Raw genomic sequence first — 19996 nt, forward strand, 5'->3', positions numbered from 1 at the left:
TCGGTCCACAAATGCTAGCTTGGCTCTGTATATCTGAATAGACGTTGTTTTATGATACTATCCATCTGCATTAGAGATGGATAAGGAGAACTTTCAATGCTTGATGGCGTAACCCTGGACCAACTAAGAACTTTCGTAGCCGCAGTCGACGAAGGCAGTTTTTCTGCAGCAGCACGAAAATTCAGACGTGCTCAATCAGCGGTAAGCGACATGATACGCAGCTTAGAACTACAAGTTGGTGTTGCACTCTTTGATCGTAGCGGGCGATATCCTACGCTTACTCCACAAGGTCATGCGCTTATTGCCGATGCACGAGCCATCATTGCCAAAGTCGATGCGATGAAGTCTCGTGCAAAAGGTATGTCAGAAGGTCTGGAACCGGAATTATCAGTAGCAATTGATGTGTTCTTTCCTATCGATACCATTACTCAGGCGGCAAAAGAGTTTCACGCAGAGTTCCCGGATATTCCATTACGCATCTACATGGATTCGCTGGGTGGCGCAATCCTCCCTGTTCTCAACAAAAAAGCCAGTATTGGCATCGTTGGTTATTTGCCTACAACTACGATACAGCTAATAAGCGAAGGCCTGTGTAACATCGACTATACGTATGTGGTAGCAGCTAACCATCCACTCGCCTCATATCAATCCCCTATTCCGAAAAGTGTTCTTTCGGAACATATCCAGCTGGTACTTACCGACCGTTCCGATCTATCCGATAAAGCCGATTTCGGCGTGATGTCGACCTCTACCTGGCGCCTTGCAGACGTGTTCGCTAAACGCGCCTTTCTAATTAACGGTATTGGATGGGGAGGAATGCCAAAGCACACGGTTACAGAGGATATTGATAAAGGAAAGCTCGTTGAAATCGAGATTGAAGGGATGAATCGCGAATTGAACATCCCTATGTCGGCAGTTTATCGTGCCGACGGTGCACCAGGGCCAGCAGGAAGATGGTTAATTGAGCGCCTAAGGTCTTTCTGACAAAATGCTTCCTTAAAACAAATGTGGTTTTGTATATTTCAGGAGATTGTGTGAATTAAAGCCGTATTTAATATGTTGTGTGAGAGTTGTCAACCTATCTGAGAAGATGGGCGTCCAAAACCCCGTTACCTCAAGTAAGGGAAAACCGGTTCCATTTCTATACATAACCCTTTGAATAGTTGAAACCACAATTCCGGGATTATCAAGGATCATCATCATGGATTCTCGCTCTCAGCTTATCGTCGATGTGATCGCGAAAGTTACACTAGGTAAGATCAGAATCAACAGCGTAACAATATTTCTAAGAAGATCCGAAAGGCACGATTGAAGTCGCCAATCTAGAGGATCTTGTGATTCTATCTTCCAATCCTCTGACCATTGAGCCTGACAGACACACTGAAATTGCTAATAACCAACAAAGAACGTCTACGCGTCTACACTCAACAATTGATTAGACCAAAAGGCTCAACGAGCTCATTCCCGAATCGGTACCAAGCAACCTTCATTGACACACCGTAAGGTAAGTACCCACCCCATTTACGTCAATAAATTACATATGTGAATTTTAAATTAAATTTAAATCTAAACTTGATCACATTAAAAACAAATACTACGTTTTAAATATACAATTTTGTAACTTAGTTACATGGAGGAAGTTACTATGTTATCAGCTATCAAGGAAATGTTGATTCATCCCAAAGATTATGTCGGTCACGATGTCGATACGGTGATCTCCCAACTCGCTGCACAAACAGGAACAGAGGCCTACATCTGGTCTTATATCCAAGAGCAATCCGTTTATGAAAACACCTTAAACGGAATGAGAATTTACCCCCACGAACTCCGCAGATACGTCTGCTAGTTCTCCCGCCGACTCCACAACATGTGCCCTACGGTGTACTTCGGTTGTAGGGCACATTCTTAGTATCTGAGATTTCTGTTTTGCACAATGAGACTTACGCGGACAACTCACGTAACGCTTCAAGTGCGACAGCTGCTTTAGACGATTGGACAAAGATATGATCGTGATAAAAGGCAGCAATGACATTCGCACTGATGCCTTTTGACGCGAGTTTAGAGGCTACCGCAGCTGTTAGCCCAACGGCTTCGAGGCTCGAATGAACCGTGAGTGTAATTTGCTTAAATGATCCTTCAAACGATAACCCTGCCTCCAGAGCATTCGATTTTTCGAGCACTAGCGTTAACCCTTCTGCCTCCATAAATGTGCAGACAGGATTAAGTGCAAGATAATCCTTAAGTTCACCAGACACAGTACAAAATACAAATTCTGGCGCCAATAACCGAGGGCTCAATGATTTCAGCAGTAGATCTAACTGGGTGATTCCTGTCATTTAAGGCTATCTCCATATAGAGAAGTTAATGGTTATAAGGCTCAGGCTTTCTTGACGAATTTGGCGGTTACCATCATTTCTCCAGCACCATCAACCTTACAATCGAGTTGATGATCTTTACCTTCAACGATGCGTCTAATCATGGCTTTAGTGCCGATTTTTAATATAAGGGAACTACCTTTCACCTTGAGATCTTTGGCAAGAGTCACTTTGTCCCCTTCAGCCAGCAACGTGCCATTTGCGTCATTGACGCTGAAAGCTTCTTCAACTTCTGAAGGGTTCCATTCGTGACCACACTCCGGGCAAATGAGATGGCTCTGGTCTTGGTAAACGTATTTCGATTGACAGTTTGGGCAAGGATGGAAAGACATAGCTACCTCTTGTTAATTGAAATCTGCGTCTTATGTTAATGCTAATCTCAGAAAATGCACGTGCTACCAATCAACTTTAAACTCTCTGCACAAATTTCAACTATGGCATGTGCTTGTGACTACTAGTTAATTTAAATTTGAAACAGCAAACGTTACTAACGACTGGACACGCTTTTTATTTGTAGCTTATCAGCATCCCGAATCATCGCTTTCTCGGTACTCTCTTGAATCTCCTGAGTCGTTTCAGAAAGGCTTTGCTTGAGTAGAGGTAGATATTTATAACTCAATTCATAGAGTTGATTGAAAGGCCTATTTCCCGTTAATGAAACGACGTTATCGGAGTTTGCTCCCCATACTTTTTCTGTTCCAACCAGATCTTTGAGAACTATCTTTGTAAGCACATTGCTCGACTTCGGATAATTCTTTGCTTCCAAGTAAGAGCCATATTTCAAGGTAAGCTGATTAACCAAGCTAGAGTAGAAATACTGTTTTTCTTCAATAGGTAGCTGAGCAACTATGAAGCTGGCTTTAATTTTGTATAATTTCTGTGTCCGTTGGGTGAAAAACAGCATGACTTTAGCCCTATTCCCTGCAATTACTGAACTGTAGGTATAAATTCTTGCCGTAGAATTACTATCTAAAAGCCTAGCGTTGAATTGACTAGTTAGTATGGTTTGACCGGGATTAATTGGTAACTTCCTAAGCTTAGACTGCTTTTTAACAGCCAAAATATTCATGCCATATTTCCACCCATCAAAAGTGTCAATTTCCTTTATCCCATAGTCATAATCTTCAGCGCATGGCGTATCTTGAAAAACGGTACTGTCACCAGATTTGCACGTATATATTGTTGAAGTATAAGCAACATTACTGAATACCAATAGAATGGAAAAGGCGGCTAAAAACCTAAGCAACATGTAATTGTACCTTGTAAGACTAATAAAAACTCACAAAGGAATACTAACTTATAAAAATGCTCTTAGAAAAAATGAGCATTATTCAATTACCCTGATTTCGATCGAATTCAACTTTTCGATTAACCTTTGAGACATTGGTGTTAGGCTCGTACTCCCTTCCAACGAATATTCTTGTAATGAGTGGATAAGATCTATCCTTAGCTTTTCTAGTTGTTCGATTTGATGTCCAGAATGGTCAGTAAAAACCATACCGTCTAATTCATCTAACCACCTTTCAAAAGAAGGCTTGTTTACTGACAGCATTTGTAACGTTAACTCTGGATGAACTTTAAGCCCTACAGCTATTAAAGGGGACACTTCACCTGATATTGAGCCATCCCGAGTTAGCCAAAGGTCAATAAGCGTGTTAAGTGTAGGAACAACGACCGAGGCATCGCTCTCATATAGGTTTGTTTCTATCACTTTATAATTGTCGTTCATCCAAGTATGAATTAGACCAACATCTAGTTCTTTCGCATTAATTAATCCAGAGATACCTAAAGATATTATTAGTAGAGTTATTATTTTTTTCATAGTCATAGTTCTAATTGATTAGATATATTAATGCTTGCGCTATCATAAGTTAAAATTTCAGAAAAAATTTCTTTTAATGCAGCCTTACTATTACTTACATAATAATGAGTGTCAGATACACTACCCCATGCTTTTCCAGGCAACAAACAACCCAACGTATCTTTATGATAATTTCCGGCATGAATCAAAATGAATGTCCGTCCTGGAACATTTTGCAACTCATATACATTGGGATATTTTCCTGAACTATAAGGAGCCAACTTGTAAGTGCCTGATTTAATTCTTTTGTCTGAACCTTCTACTATTGAGTCTGGTCCGGCAGGCTCTAAGACAAACCAGCTGTTACTCACCCCCTCAATCGTAAGTTTCCCCAGAGTGGTTTCTCCCTTTTGCTTTATTCTTTTCAGGTTTAGTCTAACGTGTTTTTCTATAGCCATAGTCACTTGCTCCTAACTTGAGAAGTCAAAAGTTAGCAAATATATTTAATGTTTATATTCATTATTTTTAAGCTATAGAAGAAGAACTAAATTTTATGAAAGTGATTATATTAATGTTTACATGCTTATACGTGTTTAAGCCTCTAATTAGAATAAATCTAAAATAGATCAATAACAGTTAATCGCCTGAGTAAAAATAATTATCTACTTTACTAAAGTTATCTCCACCCGCTCTTTACCTTTACCAACATTTTTACGTTTTAGGGCGATTTTTCCGACTTCGGACGTACGTTTTAGATGCGTGCCTCCGCATGGAACTTGAGCGAAGCCTTCTACCTCCCAATAGCGTCTCTCCGTGGTGCTATTGGAAAATTCACTGGTAATGATCGAGTCAGAATCAATTAAAGCCTGGGCTTTGAGCTGAAGTTCTGGTAACAACGACGTGATGTTTTCCGGCCATTCAAAGTCGATTCGGCTTTTGTCTTCTGAAATATGCGCGCCAATTTTAGTTATCGAGTCAAAGTTTTGCGTAAAAAGCTCAAGCACCACCTCAGCCGCAAAATGCAACTTCATAAGCGCATACCGTCGAGACCAGTCAATCTCGGTCACAACCTCATCTCCAACGGCAAAAGTCGGTGTGGTTTCGAGAGTATAAATAATCCGCGAACCTGCCTTTTCGGCGTTAACCACACGAATGCCAGCGATGGTTCCTCTATCGCTTTCCTGTCCACCCGATTCGGCGTAAAAAATGGTATGAGACAGTTCCACGTCATTACCCGTAATTTGAGTAACGACAGAGCTAATCTCCGCTTGATATGGATTGCTCCAAAACACTTTTTCTGTCATATGCCTTCCTTGTGCATTAAATAGATTTACTCGATAGCTACGCTACATCACAGTTAATGTCACGCAGCTTAGGAGTACTTAAATGAAAACAGCTACGAGCATCCTAATCGCTAATAAGGTGAGTAGCGTTTTGATTATCAGAATTACTTTTTTATTTCCCGCATTAAATCTAGCCTTGGTACCAATAAACGATCCTAGAATCGATCCCAGTACCATATAAACAATAACACTCAAGTTTGAAGCTAAATCACTCGTAACCGCTACGTAAACAGGGATCTTTGCCAAATGACTGATGGTCAAAAACATTGAGCTTGTGGCGATAACAGCATCATTCGATTTCAACTGTTTGGTAAGTACTGCGAGTGACAAAGGCCCCACCGCACCGACGATAAGCCCCAAGCCAGTTTGTAAAAAGCCAATAAGGTAGAAGCTTTCGTAGCGACGTATAAAGTGAGCAAATCGCTTACTCCAAAGATTCAACAAGATATACGTACCAATTGCGGCAGGGACATATTCAAAGGAGATATTCGATAGAAATAGACCAAATGCCAGCATACCAACCAGAGAGCCAACTAAAAACTTGGGAAGTAACGACCATTGCACATGTACTAGTGAGAAAAACATTCGTGATGAGTTACTAGCTAACTGTGTGACACCATGTATCGGAATAATTAAGCTAGGGCTGAGAAAACTGGGCAGAATAGCGATAAGTAACATCCCCCCACCAAATCCAATAAAACCCGCAATGGCCGAGGTTATCATCGAAATGAACCCTAAAATAAACTCTACTGGCACCACTTTCCCCTAGCACTAACGCTCTAATATTTAATTTTTATTTTGCTCAGGCAATTGTTCAAAACTTGGTACTTGAGACAAATCTTTTGCCCAACTGGCACAGTTCCCTGTAAATATTTTTGCCGTAGGTGAAATTGGAGCCGGACTATCAAGACTCCCTGCGGGGACGACAATACATTGAACACTTTCCGCTACCGTTGGTAATGCTGAACCACAGTTTTGACAAAAGCTCTTGCTATGTAATGTATGCGGATGTTGATAAGTCTTAACGTCACTATCACCCTGAGTCCAAACTAACGTTGACTCTTGAGCAAAGAGGTTAGCTGCATGCACTGAACCTGTATCCTTCTGGCAGCGAGTACAGTGACATAAAAAGAATTGCTGAAATGCTCCCGTAAGCTTGTACTTCACACTGCCGCAAAGGCACGATCCTTTATACACATTTGCCATGGAATGCCCCTCTGCATCTAATTATCAACGCTTAGTTCGCCGAATACTTCTATCCATTGATTTGGTTCTGCGATGATAAACTCGAAGGCTCGTTCATCAGATAACGTAATGCGAATTGCATCACTTGTAATGGGCATGATTCCAGCGCCTTTTCCTATGCACTTTTCTACCGAAACGATTTCATCACGTTTCAATATGTATGGACCAAGTGCAAGCTTCTGATTATAAGGCTCAAAAATGACCTCTGAATCTGTTAGAGACAGCTTCCCATCTGCTCTTGCAACACCAACCTGTATTGTAGCAACAGACGATTTGATAATTTCTCCGGACATACAATCTCCTTATCCACAATAACCGACATTTAAATAGCGCCATGTTAAACACCGCTGTCTACGGACGTAATTCGCATACTTTCTACATAAACGGTAAAAGACTCAGACATAAAAAGCATAGTCGCTTAGCGTATTAATGACTAAAGGTACACTAACGCTTCAACATTATTGCCATCCGGATCCAACAAAAAGGCGGCATAATAATGAGGCGAGTACTTTTTTCGCTTATTAACGATCGCTACCTAACTCTCTAGCATTTAAAACTCTAATCCAAGTGACTTCAAATCCGCTTCACACTGCACTGGGTTTTCAAACTGAATCGCCGAGATGCCAACTGTTTCAGCACCTTTTACATTGTATGGCATGTCATCAATAAACACGGTTTGTGACGATTCCAATGCGTGCTGAGTTAACAATGATTGATAAATCTCGGGTTGCGGCTTTAACAGTCCAACTTCGGCCGATACCGTAGCGCCTTCAAAAAGGTGCCAAAACGTATAGGTCTCTTTCAAATACGAAACAATTTCATGCACGTTATCAGTAAGCGCAAATACGCGATAACCTGCCGCTTTTACTCGCTTGATTAAATCGACAGATCCATAAATTAATATCTGAGTTTGTTTCACATAGTAAAACAGACGCTCGCAATCTAGTTCAGACAAACCATGAAGTCGTTGGTACTGAAGTTTGGCTTCACTTTCAGAAATGATACCTTTGTTTAGCTCTAACCAAGTATCTGATTGAAAGATACTTTTCACTTTCTCTTCTGCGGACTCAATATTTCCAAACGTTAGTCTTACGATCTCCAGTGGAGCCCAGCGAACGACCACATTTCCAATGTCAAACACTACATTCTTGATGTTCTTCGATTCCATTTGTATTTCTCTCTTATAGCTCTTTGTCCGGGAGTGATTGCTCAATATCCCCCCTCAGAACAAGATACACACCTCCCCGATAAAAGAGGTGCCATGAGTAACAAATTCTTCTTAATCGACTGACCGAGCTTACCTTTTGGCCATTGGATGGTCAGGATTCAACTGAAGAAGATCCCAGAGGTTGCCATACAAGTCTTCAAAGACTGCGACTGTACCGTAATCCTGTTCTTTAGGCTCACGTACAAACTTGATTCCTATGGATTTCATACGTTCATAATCACGCCAAAAATCATCAGTATTTAAGAAAAGAAATACACGTCCACCAGCTTGATTACCGATAAAATCAAGTTGTTCTGGTTTTGATGCTCTCGCCAGTAACAACGTCACACCATGCGAATTAGGCGGAGCAACCACAACCCAGCGTTTATCCTCCTCCGGCTGGTATGTATCTTCGATAAGCTCAAACTGAAGCTTGTTTACGTAAAAATCGATTGCTTCATCGTATTCTTTAACTACCAACGCGATATGGACAATGTTCTGCTTCATTTCGTTTCCTTATTATCTGACAGGAACACCACAACGTGATGAGACTTTAATACCCATGTGCCAGCATACCATCTAATATCTCGAACCCACGCATGGAAAACCGCCGCGAGCGGAGGTCAGCCTTTCCAGACTTTATTTAGACCAAGTGTTTTTACTAAGCCCATACACCGCATGGTCAACAACACGACCATTTAAGTTTTCACAGCGAGTGATGATACCTTCGAGACTAAAACCTAAGCGTTCACAGACACGTCTACGGGGTGCGTTGTCAACAGCGGCCGATATTTGAACCTTTTCCATTTGCAACTCAGTAAACGCCATTTCAACCAGTTTAGAAACTGACTTGCTCACAATCCCCTTACCTTGATAAGCCTCACTGAGCCAATAACCAATCTCAGCCTTGTTGAGTTCGTGATTAATACTATTAAAGCTGATGTTTCCAACCAGCTTTTCATCATAGAACATCGCGCAAACCAATGACTTCCCTTCCGCGTAATCTTGCAATGAACGCTTAATGAAACTCAAAAAGAAATCCTTACCGTCTGCGTGCGGTGGCCAAGCCAGCCATTGACTTAAATATTCTCGCTCTCGAGTGACGATTTCGAGATATAATGGAGCAAAAGTCGGCTCGATCAAGGCAAGCTTCAGTCCTTTTTCTACGTCCAGTGTAAACATGCTTTCCCCCTTGAGAGATTTAACACCTTACTAAACAGCCCAGTAAGATATTTATAAATAACGATTTGTATGACTTAACCGTAAAATCCACGCCAGCTTTCTTTAGATATTTTGTACAAGCAATGTCTTTCTAATGGATGCCCTTTTGCGACCTTAGGATGGTTGAAGTTTTGCTTTGTATCAATCATGCCTATTTTCCTCATGACACGTTGAGAGGGCTCATTTTGTAATGTCGTAAACGCATAGACAGATGGAGCATCAAGTACTTCAAAAGCAAACTCTAATGCTTTTTGCGCGGCTTCTGGTGCATAGCCCTGGCCCCAAAATTCGGACAACAACCGCCAGCCAATCTCAATAAACGGCGCGTTTGGGAAACCGCTGTTTTCATCCTGATGATGCAGCCCGACAAAGCCTATAAATTGACCCGTTGATTTCAGTTCAACCGCCCAAAATCCCCAGCCGTTTTCAGCAATAAGATTTTGAATTTTATTTGCTTGCTCATCACTCTCCTGATGGGAAAGTGTTGAGAGAAAATATCTCATCACATGAGGATCTGAGCATAACTCAGCATAAGGCTGGAAATCTTCATTTTTCCACTGCCGCAGAATCAATCTGCTTGTTTCCATCTTCATTAGTCTTTCTCTCAATGAACTTTAAAACTTCTCAGCACTCAGCTAGGTTCGTTGCTCGACAGTCACCATTTCCACCCACTTTGCACGCCACTCTGGTGCTGTCATTTCGTCTGACCAAAAGATTGGTAAACACCTTACCTATTACAACATTCTCGAGTTGACCACCGTTGGCTTCGATGGCTTTTCGCGATGCGATATTGTCTTCATCTTCGGTTATTAACACTAGGCCAATAATAGGCCTCTGGCTTTACGCAAAGTCAGCCTGAACATGAGCTTACCATTACCTTGAAATCGGTAGGAGCACAAAGGCCCAAAAATGCCGTACGTAGCGCTTCATTTTTGAACCGCTACTCTTCACCTTCAATGTGATAGTGAATTTCGATGAACTGATGCTCAGCAACGATTTCAATTAACTTATATTTTTGATGGCTTCTAGACATAAGATTTCGCTATATAGTGTTTTTTGATTTCTTAGTTTTTGCATAATATTGCCATATAAGAATATACTCTTTGGCGCGCCCACCTTCTACAAATCGCACATTAGTGGCAAAAAAGAAAGAAACCACAAGCATGAAATATCTTATAAAGTGCATATGTTGTCTGTGTATTGTATCGTTCGCCAACGTAGTTCGAGCGGAAGCTGAGACCATACTAGTAGGTGGTGATCATAACTATCCTCCTTACGAGTTTCTTAACACTAACGGCGAGCCTGATGGCTACAATACGGAACTCACCAAAGCTATTGCTGATGTGATGGGATTGGATATCAAGATAGTGTTAGGCCGCTGGGATGAAATGAAACGCAGCTTTGATGAGGGACGCATTGATATCTTGCAGGGGATAACGTATTCAGAAGCACGAGCCGAACTCATTGACTTTTCTCCACCTCATTCACTAATACATCATTCACTGTTTGCCCGTAAAGGAAGTGCTCATAGAAGAAATGCCTCAGATTTATCTGGAAAAAGCATAATCCTACAACGTGGTGGGATCATGGCTGAACAGTTGGCAAACTCTGGACTGGAAGCACAATTTATCTATGTAGATACACATGTCGCTGCACTTAGACTTCTGGCATCCGGAAAACATGATTACGCTGTTGTGGCCAACCTACCCGGTCTATATCTTGGTAAAGAACTGGCACTTTCCAATATCGAGCCCGTAGGGCAGCTATTCGATTCTCAGCGTTATGGGTACGGCGTTCTAAAAGGTAATGAAGCACTTCTGGCGCAATTTAACGAAGGACTTGCGATATTAAAAAACACCGGCAAGCAGCAGGAGATCTACAACAAGTGGTTCGGTACAGACACTTCGTTGGGAGTTAACTGGGAAAAAATTACCATTTATTTGGTCAGCGCCACCATAATCCTCTCGGCAATATTCGGCGCAGTGATGGTCTGGAACCGGAGTCTTGCAGAGCAGGTATCACGCAGAACAAAAGCACTGGAAAGGCAACAGCAACAGCTTATCCAGGCCGATAAGATGGCCTCTCTTGGTATCTTAGTATCCGGTGTTGCTCACGAAATCAATAACCCGACCAGCCTTCTCCTTCTGAATTTGCCGGTTTTAAAAGAGTCTTTCAACGATATCGAGGATATCCTGGAAGAACACTATCAGACGCATGGTGATTTCGAACTCGCGGGACTCAGGTATAGCCGGATGAGAAATGAGCTTCCGGTAATGCTCGGCGACATGCTTGAAGGCACTCAACATATACGCCGTATAGTTGATGACCTGAAAGATTTTGCACGCAAGGAGCCGTTGGAACTGACGGAGTTGGTCGATCTCAATCAAGTGATCGCGGCTGCAATTCGTCTGACCGACAGAACAATCCGATCATCAACGGATCACTTTTCTGTCTACTATGACGACAGCCTCCCACCGATCAAGGGAAGTGCACAGCGTCTTCAGCAAGTGGTGATTAATCTGATCGTCAACGCTTGCCAGGCGCTTGATAACCATTCACAGAGCATCACGATTAGCACCCACTACGAGACTAAAAAAAACAGGATAAGAATGTCGGTAAAAGATACGGGCGTCGGTATTGAACCAAAGTATATGAAGCGACTATCCGATCCTTTCTTTACCACCAAAAGAGAGCAAGGCGGTACCGGATTAGGTCTCTCTATTTCTTCGACCATTGTGGAAGAGCACGGTGGTCAATTATTGTTTAAATCTAAACCTTCAGAAGGCACTGAGGTTATTCTGTATCTCCCATTGGATATGGCATAAAAGTAAGGAAAAAAATAAGGAAATGATAGACTCCCTTTATCCCGAATTCGGCATCCTGCTTGTGGACGATGAGCCTGCATTTATCCGTAGTCTGTCACTGGCTCTGGAGAGACGCGGGGGCATCACTCATCTTTATCAGACCAGCGACAGCCGTGAAGTTATGACGCTGATCGAGAAGAATCCGGATATTGAGCTAGTATTGCTTGATCTTAATATGCCTCATATCTCCGGAGATATGCTTCTGAAGCAGATAGTAGAGAGGCACCCAAATGTGGGTGTGATCATTGTTAGTGGCATGAACCAGATAGAATCAGCGGTAGACTGTATCCGGCTCGGTGCTTACGACTATTTTGTCAAAACTACAGAAGAAAGCCGGTTGTTGGAAGGGATCAAACGTGCGATCACTATGCAGGAGATGCGTCGAGAAAACGAAGCTATGCGACGGCATTTTCTTTCCGATACCATAGAACGCCCTGAGGTATTCAAATCGATCATAACCCAAGATAAAAAGCTGCGATCAATATTCCAGTACTTGGAATCTGTCGCAGGAAGCCGCCAGCCCGTAATGATTTCCGGAGAAAGTGGCGTGGGTAAAGAGCATATCGCTGAAGCAGTGCATAAGCTAAGTGGGCGTAAAGGGGATCTCGTAAGTGTCAACGTTGCAGGAATAGATGACGAAGTATTTGCCGATACCCTTTTCGGGCACAGCAAAGGCGCATTTACTGGTGCTGATCGTAAACGTGCTGGTATGGTGGAAGCGGCAGCTGATGGCACCCTATTTCTAGATGAGATAGGAGATCTTAGCCACACGTCTCAGACCAAACTGTTGCGACTGCTACAGGAGGGTGACTACTACCCTCTAGGCAGTGATAAACCGAAACGCAGTCGTGCCAGAGTAGTGGTTGCTACTCACCACGATGTTAGAAAATTGGTGGAAGAGGGAAGCTTTCGCAAGGACCTCTACTTCCGACTCTGTATCCACCAAATAGAGGTCCCCCCTCTTAGAGAAAGAAAAGGGGATATCCCGCCGTTGTTTGAACATTTTCTTGCGCAAGCGGCAGCAGACATGGACAAAACGGTTCCTGCTTTCCCAAAAGAGTTGCCGATACTACTCTCAACCTATCACTTTCCTGGGAATATCCGTGAGCTACAGGCACTGGTCTACGATGCAGTAAGCCAGCATAAAAGCCATACCCTTTCGATGGAAGTGTTCCGAAGGGTGATAGACAACTGCAATTTAGAAACATCTGATGTTGAAGAAAACAGCACATTATTTGACCCGAACAGGCCATTACCGACACTGCAGGAAATCAGCGAGCTTTTAATAACTGAGGCAATGACACGATCACAAGGTAACCAATCCCTTGCTTCGCGTATGCTAGGGATCTCGCAACCAGCGTTAAGTAAACGCCTCAAAAACAGCAAAAGCAGTCGAGATTAACCCCTATAACTTTGGTTATAATATTACTAAAGTTATAACCAATATAACGCATTGTTTTATATAAATATTTACACGAAAAACTGACAAGCTATAACTTAGGTTATACCCCTTCCCTTCAGCTTAATTAAAAATTTGTATTTATAAATCAATCAATTAAAAGCACAACAAATGCTGGCACGCCCATTGCATTTATTATTGTTAACAAGTCGCTTCCCAGACGGGATGTCGTGATTAATATTGACAGTAATAAAAGGAAAGTACACATGACTGTAAAGGATAAGGCAGCGAGTGGAGGTTTTTGGAGTAGCTTGGAGCTGTGGAAGAAAATCGTAATCGGTATGGTATTAGGGGTTATTGTTGGTACAGTTATGGGGCCGGAAGCAGAGATCTTTAAGCCTATTGGTACACTGTTTATCAACGCGATAAAGATGCTGATTGTTCCCCTAGTATTCTGCTCACTGGTAGTGGGTGTAACCTCAATGCAGGACTCTCGTAAGATGGGCCGCATTGGTGTGAAAGCCATCGCTCTCTATCTGGGGACCACAGCAGTTGCTATAACGATTGGTTTGGGTCTTGCTGCAGCCTTTGGTCCGGGTGAAGGCCTGAACATGATTGCAAAAGACGCTGGTACCGCCAGTAATGATGCTCCATCACTGGTTCAAACTTTACTGAACATTATTCCCCAAAACCCAGTTGGTGCGTTAGCTGCAGGTAATATCCTTCAGATCATTGTATTTGCTATCGGTCTTGGTATCTCACTGACCCTGATTGGAGAGAAAGCAAAGCCTGCTATCGCTGTTTTTGAGAGTTTAGCGGAAGCTATGTACAAACTGACGGAACTGGTGATGAAGCTGGCACCGTATGGTGTATTTGGCCTGATGTCTTGGGTAGCTGGCAAATTTGGTATAGATATCCTGCTACCTCTGTTCAAGGTAATTGCGGTTACTTTTATGGGCTGCCTGCTTCACGTGGTTGTTTTCTACTCGGGCTTAGTTAAAGTTTTTGGCAAGCTGAATCCGATTCGATACCTGGAAGGACTTAGCAATCCCGCGGCTGTGGCCTTCACCACAACCAGCAGCTCGGGTACCCTGCCAGCGAGTATTAAAGCTGCCAGAGAAGAACTTGGGGTATCTAAAGGGGTCGCAAGCTTTGTTCTACCACTAGGCGCAACCATCAATATGGACGGTACTGCTCTATACCAAGGTGTCTGTGCTCTATTTATTGCTCAGGCATTTGGTATTGACCTTGAAACTTCCGACTATATCTTAATTATTATGACTTCCACATTAGCCTCTATTGGTACAGCTGGTGTACCTGGTGCAGGTCTGATTATGCTGTCTCTGGTACTGACTACCGTCGGCCTGCCTATTGAAGGTCTGGCTATCGTTGCTGGTATTGACCGTGTCCTGGATATGGCTCGCACCACAGTAAACGTATGTGGAGATATAATGGTGTCTGTTCTTATCGCTAAAAGCGAAGGAGAATTGGACGAATCAATCTACAACGCAGAAGCACCAGTGACCAAAGAAGAAGTTGCATAACTTGTCCTAGTAAAAACCGCCTCCTAATAATGAGGCGGTTTTAATATCTGCCCCCCTAAAAGGGAGCGACGAAATTTCTAAGTTTCAGCGCGTTATATGTTAACTATGTTGTAATGCATTTCGATTAGCTGATGCTCTCCGACAATTTCAACTTCTCGAATAAACTCAAAGCCAAACTTCTCATAGTAACTTCGGAGATACCCATGGGCATGAATTTCTATAAAGCTTACCCCATCGTTTCGAGCGTATTCCATTAATGACTGCACAACTTTAGAAGCGATGCCCAAACCTCGATAAGGCTCTGTAACAGCAACTCTGGCCATAACGGAAGATCCGTCCTCCTTTATCGTTAATCGAGCTGTCGCGACTGAAGCATCATTTTCCGTTACTAACGCATGAACGGAACATTCATCTAATCCATCCAGATCTAATTCTCTGGGTATTTGCTGCTCAATGGTGAACACCTGATAGCGAATAGCTTGAACCTTTTGTATGATCTCAGGACTGTTCCCAGTGATAATTTCCATGCCAACTTCCTTTAAGCATTTAACGAGGTATCTAGAGAAACAGGCTAACACGCTGACTGAGACTTAGCCCGTTTTTAGATGTTTACTGTTTATGCCGCAGGGACAGGTATCAAATTGAATGTAGCATCAAAGATAGCTTTATCCTCTTCAGGTAACAACCCTTGAAAAGCTAGCGCTCGTTCATAACATTCCAACGCACTAGATTGTTCACCCGAGATCTGAAATGCATGGCTTAAAATGGCATTCGTAAACGCCTGAATCCAATCGGCACCTGTTCCATCAAAATAGTCGAAAGCTATTTTTGCATACTGAAGGCTTAACTTCGATTCATTCACGCACAGCGCTCGCGCAACGGCTAAATGAGCAAGTTGTTTATTCTCATCGGTTCCTACTTCTGACCAATGATAGAGTGAAGAAAACGCAACGGTTAATAATCTCTGTTTCTCTGCAGCATTTGCCGAACTCTCAGACAGGGACCAAAATTCATTGTTACTCTCAATGGCAAAATATCGGTGTAACCGCGAGATATCTTCATTACTTGGTATAGCCATAATTTGTCCTTTTTTAATTACCTAATGCCCATTCAACGCCATGCGCTGCATGAATTTCCGTGGTGTCATACAAAGGAACAGTCGTGTCACTTTGCTTAACTAATAATGCAATTTCAGTACATCCCAGAATCACCGCCTGTGCGCCTTGAGCATACAAATTGGCGATTATCTTTAAATAAATGTCGCGGGAATTAGCCTTTATCTGCCCCAGGCAGAGCTCTTGATAAATAATGTCGTGAACGACAGTTTGCTCATCCGTACTTGGAACAACAACTTCTATTCCAAATTTCTCTGTGATCCTTCCCTTGTAAAAGTCTTGCTCCATTGTAAAACGCGTTCCCAATAGGCCAACTTTCTTAATGCCGTCTCGAATCAGGCTTTCTGCTGTCGCATCTGCAATATGTAAAATTGGAATCGATATTTGTGACTCAATCTCTGGCACAACTTTATGCATCGTGTTCGTGCAAATCATCAAAAAGTCCGCACCACCGCGCTCTACTGACTTTGCAGCTTCAGAAAGAATCGAAGCTGTTTCAGACCACTTGCCCTGATGCTGGAGCTTTTCAATTTCATCAAAGTCGACGCTGTATAAACAGATCTTCGCTGAATGTAAGCCACCCAGCCGATCCTTTACCCCTTCATTGAGCGCTTTATAATAGCTGGCGGTTGATTCCCAACTCATCCCGCCTAACAATCCTATCGTCTTCATTTACCTTCCCTTACTTAAGCCACAGAGCGCTCAATTATGATCATTCCTGCCAGTTGTACTCCATTTGACGCGCGACCATTTTAGCGAGGTTACGACTATGTAACTGTGAAACAAGATATAAACTCATGTCGATGCCTGCAGAGATGCCTCCAGAAGTTGTGTATTTCCCTGAAGTAACCCAGCGCTGATTATCGACTACCACCAAATCTGGAAAGCAACGATTCAAATCGGGAATGTCCTCCCAGTGCGTTGTGACCGTTAAGCCGCTGAGTAACCCGGCACTGGCTAATATGAATGCACCGGTACAAACCGATACAACCCGACTGGCACGTTGATCGACCGATTTTATCCAGTTCAGTACAGTTAACTTCGTCATTTCCTCAGTGTGCACACCACCCACAACAACCAATAAATCAATATCGGGGTGGTCATGAATGGAATGGTGAGGCAAGACGTTGAAACCACCTCTTGCAGAAACAGTCTCCAAATCTTCTGCCACTAAAAACACATTCCAGTCGTTTGTTTCTAATCGCTTTGCTGTACTAAAGACTTCGAAGGGTCCGGAGAAATCCAGGACCTCCGCCCCATCATAGATATAGATGCCAATATTCATTGCGCCTCCATGCACATAACATTCCGTTAACACTTTAACTTTTTACCCACTGTTTGAGCAACCCTTGCATACTTTTCCCCACTAAAACAATGAGAACGGCCCCCACTAAAACTGGGGTAATGAGGAAAGCCCACCCCTGCCCTGACAACATGATTAATAAAGGGTTTGCGCCAGCGGGTGGATGCGTGGTTTTCGTCGCCAACATAAGACTCACTGCAATCCCAGTTGCTAACGCTAGTGTCAGTGGTGAGACACCAACATACTGAGTAAAGATGACACCAACCAACGCTGTGATTAGATGACCGAAGATGACGTTTTTGGGCTGAGCCAAAGGGCTATCCGGTACACCAAAAACCAATACAGTCGTGGCTCCAAAAGGTGCCATAAGTAATGCAACATTGCTCATTGTCGAATCAAAAAAAGAAAGCAACCCTATCGCTAGAAATGCGCCAATTCCTGCGACAACCGATAATCCAATATTTTTCATATTTACCTCCAAACAAAAGTAGACCAACCTGTCTACCAAACTAAAATAGACAAATTGGTCTACTTTTGTCAAACTACTTTTTCAGGAGGTGCCTTATGAGCAAAAAACGTCAGTTACTGGTGGATACCGCGTTATCCCTTTTTTATACCCATGGGATAAACTCGATTGGAATTAATGAAATACTTAGCGTCTCCGGTGTCGCGAAGCGCACGCTTTACACCCACTTTGCAAGTAAAGAAGCGTTAGTTCTGGCCGCTTTACAGCAAAGACACGACACATTTGCTTCCTGGCTGGAGCAAAAGTTGGCAGGTGCAACATCTGACAAAGAGTTGATACACAGGTTGTTTTCGGCACTAGCGAGTTGGTTCAGTAGTCAAGAGCCTCAACTAGGTAACTTCAGAGGCTGCTTTTTTATCAACACTTCTGCTGAGTTTAGTGATTTAAACAGTGAAGTCGCGCGTTTCTGTGGGTACCACAAGGAAGAAGTGCGGCAAATCATCGCCAGTCATCTCACAAGCAATGATAGCTCATTGATTGATGCCATTTGCATCATGAAAGAAGGCGCGATTGTTACTGCGCATGTAAGCGGAAATGGGCAAGAAGTCGCAACTAAATGTATTACTATTCTGGATAGATTGATGGATTAATAATGCGCTTGAAATGAAAAGAGCGACCTGCTGAGCTGCCTCTGGCGCTTAAAACAAGAAACCCAACGCAGACGATATGCCAAGCGTTGGGAATCAGTTCTATTCAATTATGTTTTAGCGATATTGCCTAAGCCATAATATGAGTCGCGCAAAGCTTATTGCCTGCTGGGTCTCGTAAATAAGCGAGGTACATTTCGCGTGGGCCGACCGCTCTCACACCTGGAGGATCTTCACACTCTACTCCACCACTTTCCAGACCGGCTTTATGCCATAACTCGACCAATTCAGGACTTTCCACTTTGAAGCCGATAGTCATACCATTACCTGAAGTTGCTTCTTCACCGTTGATAGGTGCGGTAATAGCAAAAGTCCCCTCGGGATGAAAATAGAAACAGCGCCCGTGCGGGTCTAAGACACCTTCCTTGTAGCCAAGAACTGACAGGATTGCATCATAAAATTGTTTGGATTTATCGATATCATTTGAGCCAACCATAACGTGACTAAACATGTATGCGTCCTTATGCATTGTTATTGAACTGACTTACTCTGCTATATCCACATTCTTATGTCTATCAATGCGTTGTTAAGGTGTGAAGCACGTAATAGGGTGCTTTCTCATATCGCATCATATTTAGCGTTAATGTCAGCCCCAAAAGCACCTATTCCAAGCCTCTAGAACACGCTTAACACCTTTTGGTTGCTTGTATATGATGACCTGAAATTGTGCATAACACTAAACAGATCTCTTTCGACTCAGAGCTAAAAACCAGCTCTCCGCTTGAGTTCCAAATGGAGTTGTTACCACAAGTTGACCACCCACCCGTTACAGATATGTGATTACTTAAAAGAACCGGCAAGTTATGTTTTTCTGCAATGCCAGATAAAATTTTCGCGTCAGTCTCAAAACCGCTATCTGAGATGAGAGCACTTGCAATGTACAGGTCAGCACCGGATTCGCGAGCTTTGTTTGAGTGCTCAGGTGAGCAAAAGTCTGCACAAATAGCCAAGGCGATTCGACGCCCCTTTATATTTATCGAGTAGTCAACCGATCCTTGGGAGCAATATTTCTCTTCACCCTCATGTAAGTACTGTTTGGAATAAAACTCGACTGAACCATTCGGAAAGCAAATTGCAGCACCAATTGTCGGTTTATCGGAGTGATTAGAATTTAGAGGGCACCCTGCTATAACGATGATCTTATTTGCAACGGCGGCTTGAGAGAGTTCTTTAAAAACAGACGATTCGTGATTCATCGCCAACTCTTGAGCCCATTCAAGTTCATAACCGGTCAAAGACAGTTCCGGAAATACAACCACATCCGCGTTGTATGATGACGATTTTTCGATCATCGCGAGATGATGAGAAAGGTTTGCCCCTAAATCACCCTTAGAAACAGGAACCTGAGCCAAACTGATAGTAATATCTGATTTCAAATTCTTTCCTTAGAAGATACAACTTATCTA

The 19996-nt window shown here is 42.8% G+C and carries 26 protein-coding genes; 6 read left to right on the plus strand and 20 right to left on the minus strand.

The features are described from left to right. Window positions 1-96 precede the first annotated feature (96 nt). Window positions 97-984, plus strand: a complete 888-nt coding sequence (locus WJM94_RS03860) for a LysR family transcriptional regulator (RefSeq protein WP_444492910.1) — start codon at window positions 97-99, stop codon at window positions 982-984. Window positions 985-1645: 661 nt separating this feature from the next. Beyond that, window positions 1646-1846 (plus strand): hypothetical protein, encoded by a 201-nt coding sequence (locus WJM94_RS03865; RefSeq protein WP_444492911.1) that lies wholly within the window; start codon window positions 1646-1648, stop codon window positions 1844-1846. 94 nt (window positions 1847-1940) lie between these two features. Here WJM94_RS03865 and WJM94_RS03870 read toward each other — a convergent pair whose 3' ends face one another. The 13 genes from WJM94_RS03870 to WJM94_RS03930 all read right to left on the minus strand — a co-directional run bounded on the left by WJM94_RS03870 (window position 1941) and on the right by WJM94_RS03930 (window position 9785). After that, window positions 1941-2336 (minus strand): ACT domain-containing protein, encoded by a 396-nt coding sequence (locus tag WJM94_RS03870; RefSeq protein ID WP_444492912.1) that lies wholly within the window; start codon window positions 2334-2336, stop codon window positions 1941-1943. Between the two features lie 41 nt (window positions 2337-2377). Beyond that, on the minus strand, window positions 2378-2707 hold the full coding sequence (locus WJM94_RS03875; RefSeq protein WP_444492913.1) for a zinc ribbon domain-containing protein YjdM: 330 nt from the start codon (window positions 2705-2707) through the stop codon (window positions 2378-2380). Between the two features lie 155 nt (window positions 2708-2862). Continuing rightward, window positions 2863-3624 (minus strand): hypothetical protein, encoded by a 762-nt coding sequence (locus WJM94_RS03880; protein ID WP_444492914.1) that lies wholly within the window; start codon window positions 3622-3624, stop codon window positions 2863-2865. 78 nt (window positions 3625-3702) lie between these two features. Further along, window positions 3703-4197 (minus strand): hypothetical protein, encoded by a 495-nt coding sequence (locus WJM94_RS03885; protein ID WP_444492915.1) that lies wholly within the window; start codon window positions 4195-4197, stop codon window positions 3703-3705. A gap of 2 nt (window positions 4198-4199) precedes the next feature. Then, window positions 4200-4634 (minus strand): DUF5675 family protein, encoded by a 435-nt coding sequence (locus tag WJM94_RS03890; RefSeq protein ID WP_444492916.1) that lies wholly within the window; start codon window positions 4632-4634, stop codon window positions 4200-4202. A 204-nt stretch (window positions 4635-4838) separates the two neighbouring features. After that, window positions 4839-5480: an alanine--tRNA ligase-related protein gene (locus WJM94_RS03895; protein ID WP_444492917.1), complete on the minus strand. Its 642-nt coding sequence runs from the start codon at window positions 5478-5480 to the stop codon at window positions 4839-4841. A gap of 78 nt (window positions 5481-5558) precedes the next feature. Beyond that, on the minus strand, window positions 5559-6275 hold the full coding sequence (locus WJM94_RS03900; protein WP_444492918.1) for a TSUP family transporter: 717 nt from the start codon (window positions 6273-6275) through the stop codon (window positions 5559-5561). Window positions 6276-6305: 30 nt separating this feature from the next. Then, window positions 6306-6725: a GFA family protein gene (locus tag WJM94_RS03905; RefSeq protein ID WP_444492919.1), complete on the minus strand. Its 420-nt coding sequence runs from the start codon at window positions 6723-6725 to the stop codon at window positions 6306-6308. Window positions 6726-6742: 17 nt separating this feature from the next. Beyond that, window positions 6743-7057, minus strand: coding sequence for a hypothetical protein (locus WJM94_RS03910; protein WP_444492920.1), 315 nt, complete (start codon window positions 7055-7057; stop codon window positions 6743-6745). Window positions 7058-7314: 257 nt separating this feature from the next. Continuing rightward, entirely contained in the window at window positions 7315-7932 is a 618-nt protein-coding gene (locus WJM94_RS03915) for an HAD family hydrolase (protein WP_444492921.1), read from the minus strand. Between the two features lie 129 nt (window positions 7933-8061). Next, window positions 8062-8478: a VOC family protein gene (locus tag WJM94_RS03920; protein WP_444492922.1), complete on the minus strand. Its 417-nt coding sequence runs from the start codon at window positions 8476-8478 to the stop codon at window positions 8062-8064. A gap of 132 nt (window positions 8479-8610) precedes the next feature. After that, window positions 8611-9153, minus strand: coding sequence for a GNAT family N-acetyltransferase (locus WJM94_RS03925; protein WP_444492923.1), 543 nt, complete (start codon window positions 9151-9153; stop codon window positions 8611-8613). Window positions 9154-9227: 74 nt separating this feature from the next. Beyond that, window positions 9228-9785 (minus strand): GNAT family N-acetyltransferase, encoded by a 558-nt coding sequence (locus WJM94_RS03930; RefSeq protein WP_444492924.1) that lies wholly within the window; start codon window positions 9783-9785, stop codon window positions 9228-9230. 570 nt (window positions 9786-10355) lie between these two features. Between WJM94_RS03930 and WJM94_RS03935 the strand changes: the two genes are divergently transcribed. The 3 genes from WJM94_RS03935 (at window position 10356) to WJM94_RS03945 (ending at window position 14999) form a co-directional block, all read left to right on the plus strand. Beyond that, window positions 10356-12017, plus strand: coding sequence for a transporter substrate-binding domain-containing protein (locus WJM94_RS03935; protein WP_444492925.1), 1662 nt, complete (start codon window positions 10356-10358; stop codon window positions 12015-12017). A gap of 22 nt (window positions 12018-12039) precedes the next feature. After that, window positions 12040-13458 carry a sigma-54-dependent transcriptional regulator gene (locus WJM94_RS03940; RefSeq protein WP_444492926.1) on the plus strand — a complete coding sequence of 473 codons (1419 nt, stop codon included), beginning with the start codon at window positions 12040-12042 and terminating at the stop codon, window positions 13456-13458. A 263-nt stretch (window positions 13459-13721) separates the two neighbouring features. Further along, window positions 13722-14999 carry a dicarboxylate/amino acid:cation symporter gene (locus WJM94_RS03945; protein ID WP_444492927.1) on the plus strand — a complete coding sequence of 426 codons (1278 nt, stop codon included), beginning with the start codon at window positions 13722-13724 and terminating at the stop codon, window positions 14997-14999. Between the two features lie 92 nt (window positions 15000-15091). Here the strand turns inward: WJM94_RS03945 and WJM94_RS03950 are convergent, their stop codons facing one another. The 5 genes from WJM94_RS03950 to WJM94_RS03970 form a co-directional block, all read right to left on the minus strand. Next, window positions 15092-15526 carry a GNAT family N-acetyltransferase gene (locus WJM94_RS03950; protein WP_444492928.1) on the minus strand — a complete coding sequence of 145 codons (435 nt, stop codon included), beginning with the start codon at window positions 15524-15526 and terminating at the stop codon, window positions 15092-15094. 89 nt (window positions 15527-15615) lie between these two features. Then, a complete protein-coding gene (locus WJM94_RS03955; protein WP_444492929.1) occupies window positions 15616-16077 on the minus strand; it encodes a hypothetical protein in 462 nt (153 codons plus the stop codon). 13 nt (window positions 16078-16090) lie between these two features. Further along, entirely contained in the window at window positions 16091-16786 is a 696-nt protein-coding gene (locus WJM94_RS03960; protein ID WP_444492930.1) for an aspartate/glutamate racemase family protein, read from the minus strand. A gap of 40 nt (window positions 16787-16826) precedes the next feature. Beyond that, the gene (locus tag WJM94_RS03965) at window positions 16827-17399 is read right to left on the minus strand and encodes a DJ-1/PfpI family protein (protein ID WP_444493004.1); all 573 of its coding nucleotides are present in this window, start codon (window positions 17397-17399) and stop codon (window positions 16827-16829) included. A gap of 34 nt (window positions 17400-17433) precedes the next feature. Continuing rightward, window positions 17434-17886, minus strand: coding sequence for an HPP family protein (locus WJM94_RS03970; protein WP_444492931.1), 453 nt, complete (start codon window positions 17884-17886; stop codon window positions 17434-17436). A 95-nt stretch (window positions 17887-17981) separates the two neighbouring features. Here WJM94_RS03970 and WJM94_RS03975 point away from each other — a divergent pair, with 95 nt between their 5' ends. Continuing rightward, window positions 17982-18533, plus strand: coding sequence for a TetR/AcrR family transcriptional regulator (locus WJM94_RS03975; protein ID WP_444492932.1), 552 nt, complete (start codon window positions 17982-17984; stop codon window positions 18531-18533). Window positions 18534-18660: 127 nt separating this feature from the next. On the opposite strand, the gene WJM94_RS03980 is transcribed toward WJM94_RS03975, so the two are convergent. Then, a complete protein-coding gene (locus WJM94_RS03980; RefSeq protein WP_444492933.1) occupies window positions 18661-19041 on the minus strand; it encodes a VOC family protein in 381 nt (126 codons plus the stop codon). 175 nt (window positions 19042-19216) lie between these two features. After that, window positions 19217-19966: a carbon-nitrogen hydrolase family protein gene (locus WJM94_RS03985; protein ID WP_444492934.1), complete on the minus strand. Its 750-nt coding sequence runs from the start codon at window positions 19964-19966 to the stop codon at window positions 19217-19219. Between the last annotated feature and the right edge of the window lie 30 nt (window positions 19967-19996).

The organism is Vibrio sp. YIC-376, assembly GCF_052353105.1.
Classification (GTDB): domain Bacteria; phylum Pseudomonadota; class Gammaproteobacteria; order Enterobacterales; family Vibrionaceae; genus Vibrio.